This window comes from Hyalangium sp., from assembly GCF_035629615.1.
Lineage (GTDB): Bacteria > Myxococcota > Myxococcia > Myxococcales > Myxococcaceae > Hyalangium.
Genome location: NZ_DASPHO010000664.1, coordinates 1 through 3034 on the forward strand (window position 1 = coordinate 1; position 3034 = coordinate 3034).

Sequence of the window (3034 nt, forward strand, 5' to 3'; positions counted from 1 at the left end):
TCACCAGGTGGATGCCCAGCAGGCCCGCCAGCACCGTCATCATCAGCAGCCACACCAGCCCCGTGCCCGCCCCGCTGGATGCCACGAAGGGCACCGTCAGCAGCACGATGCCTCCCGCGATCGCGGCGTTGATCATGTGCCGGCCCGGCAGCAGCAGCGGCTTGCCGGAGAGCGTTCCTCGCAGCTTGGCCCAGGCGACGATGGAGCCTGTGAAGGTGAGCGCGCCCACGGCCACGCCCACCCAGATCTCCACCCTGGCGACGATATACGCCGCCCCCTGCAGCTCGTGCCCGGAGCCAGGCGCCAGGTACGAGGAGATGCCCACCAGCACGGCCGCCAGTCCCACGAAGCTGTGGAGGATGGCGACCAGCTCCGGCATGCCCGTCATCTCCACCCGGCGTGCCAGCACGGCCCCGATGGCAGAGCCGACCAGCACCGAGCCGGCCAGCAGCGCCATCCCCGTGCCGAGCGCGCCGTCGGTCGACCGGAACCACGTCACGCCGGCCACACCCACGGCCAGCGCCATACCGATCATGCCGTACAGGTTGCCGCGCGCGGCGGTCTCCTGCTTGGACAGGCCGCCGAGGCTGCGGATGAAGAGTACCCCCGACAGGAGGTAGACAATGGCGCTGTCGCCGTTCATGCGCCACCTCTGGGGTTCCGCCGGAACATCTTCAGCATGCGTTGGGTCACCAGGAAGCCACCCGCCACGTTGATCGCGGCCAAGAACACGGCGATCGCGCCCAGAATGGAGGCCAGGTTCACCTGCTCCCCTATCTGCAGCATGCCGCCGATGATGATGATGCCGCTGATCGCGTTGGTGACGCTCATCAGGGGCGTATGCAGGGCAGGGGTGACGCTCCAGATCACCTGCCAGCCAACGAAGCAGGCCAGGATGAAGACGGTGAAGTGCTGGAGGAAGTCCTGGGGAGCAAAGCGGCCCAGGACGAACAGCACGCCAATCACCACCAGGCCGCCGATCGTCGTCCCCCAGGCGCGGCGCGAGGGAGCCATGATGGCCTGCTGCTGAGGCTTGGCATCCGCGGGCGGAGGTTTCGGCTTCGCAGGCGCGGCGGGCGAGGGCTCCTTGCGCGGCGGCGGCGGCAGCAGCTCGCCTCCGTGCGTGAGGAGCGCCGGGCGCACCACGTCGTTCTCCAGATCGACGCGGAACTTCTCCCCCGCTCCCATCTCGGTGATCAGGTGGACGAGGTTGTTCGCGAAGAAGCGGCTCGCGGTGCCGGCCATGCGGCTGGCCAGATCCGTGTAGCCGATGATCTTGATCCCGTTGAACTCGACGATCTCTCCCGGCTGGCACAGCTCGCAGTTGCCGCCCTGCTCGGCGGCCATGTCCACCACGATGGAGCCGGGCTTGAGCTTCTCCACCACGTCGCGCGGCAGGAGGATCGGCGCGCGCGTGCCGGGCACGAGCGCGGTGGTGATGATGATGTCCACCTCGGCGGCCTGCTTGCGGAAGAGGGCCATCTCCGCCTCGATGAACTCCTTGCTCATCGTCTTGGCGTAGCCGCCTCCACCCTCGCCGCTCTCCTGGATCTCCACCTGGAGGAAGGCGGCGCCCAGGCTCTCCACCTGCTCGCGAGCTGCGGCGCGCACGTCGAAGGCGCGCACCTCCGCGCCCAGGGCCTTGGCGGCGGCAATGGCAGCCAGCCCCGCGACACCGGCGCCGATGATGAGCACGCGGGCCGGAGGCATGGCACCCGCGGCGGTGATCTGCGGACTGAAGAAGCCCTGGTAGTGCTGCGCGGCCTCGATGACGGCCCGGTAGCCCGCCAGGTTCGCCATGGAGCTGAGCACGTCCATCTTCTGGGCGCGTGTCACCCGGGGGATGCGCTCCAGAGCAATGGCCGACAGCTTGAGCGACTGGAGGACCGGGGGAAGCTCCGGGTTGCGCTCCGGCTGCAGCAGAGAGATCAGCGTCGTGCCCGGGCGGGCGTGCGAGGCCTCGTCTGCCGTCGGGGGCCGCACCTTCACGACGACGTCCGAGTCCTTCCAGAGCGAGTCCGCCGTGTCGGCGATCGTCGCGCCCGCGGCCAGGTATGCGTCATCCGGGATGCCAGAGTCAGTGCCCGCACCCTTCTCGACCTGGACCTCGAAGCCGAGCTCGCGGAGCTTGCGGATGGACTCGGGGGTGGCAGCGACGCGCCGCTCACCAGGGAGGATTTCTCGAGGGACACCGATACGAATTGCCGGCCTCCTTGCCGAAAGTGCGCGGAAGATAGCCGCAAACGGCGGCAACCCCTACGAGAGAACAACCCGGCAGGTACCGGGGAGCCTTGCTGCCTCGAAGGTTGGCGCCCCATCGAGTGAGGACGGGAGGGGACCGGACGATCTCTAGGGGAGGGAGGGGAGGGGCGAGCGTGGCCCCTCTCGGCAGGGACTAGATGTCATCGTCGTCATCGTCACCGTCGTCATCATTGCCGACGGTCAGCGTGCAGTCGGAGTCCTCCAGGGCTTTCTGGAGGAAGCTCTTCGCGATGTCCTCGCCATTGATGTTCAGGGAGAAGGTGACCTTGTCGCCGCCCACGCTGGCCCCCTCGCCCAGCTGGAGTGAGCCGCCCAGCGCCACGGCGTCCCCTCGGACTCGCGCATTCTTCTGGAGGTGGAGCTCCCCTCCGAGCGCGACCACGTCCCCCTTCACCTCCGCGCCCTCCTCGACGATGACCTTGCCGCGGATGGCGACCACGTCGTCCACCACCGCGCCCTTGCGGATCACCACGTCGCCGTCGACTGCCACCGCATCCTTGGCCTTCTCACCCGCCTTCAGGATCAGGTCCGAGCCCTGGACAGCCCGGGAGCCATTCTTCGAGTGGACGGCGCAGACGACCTTGGGAGCAGAACCCTCTTTGGGGGCCGCGGCCTGTGGGTTCGCTGTGTCCTCGGCCAGGGCGGGCAAGGCCAAGAAGGTGGCGAGGGCCAGGGTGGGGAGGGACATCGAGCGCATCGGCAGGCTCCGGTGAGAGGGGTACCCGCTGCCTACGAAGAGGCCCCGTGCCGATTGCCTGGGCTCAGGGCGTCA

General features: G+C 68.6%; 3 protein-coding genes. All 3 read right to left on the bottom strand.

The genetic code is table 11. The annotated features are described in order from the left end of the window. Nucleotides 1-643, bottom strand: a 643-nt coding sequence (locus VD972_RS33730; protein WP_324992910.1) for an NAD(P)(+) transhydrogenase (Re/Si-specific) subunit beta, incomplete at its 3' end; no start/stop codon positions are given. Further along, a complete protein-coding gene (locus VD972_RS33735; RefSeq protein ID WP_324992911.1) occupies nt 640-2253 on the bottom strand; it encodes a Re/Si-specific NAD(P)(+) transhydrogenase subunit alpha in 1614 nt (537 codons plus the stop codon). The genes VD972_RS33735 and VD972_RS33730, both read right to left, overlap by 4 nt. Before the next feature lie 142 nt (nt 2254-2395). Beyond that, nucleotides 2396-2959, bottom strand: coding sequence for a hypothetical protein (locus tag VD972_RS33740; protein ID WP_324992912.1), 564 nt, complete (start codon nt 2957-2959; stop codon nt 2396-2398). Nucleotides 2960-3034 lie beyond the last annotated feature (75 nt).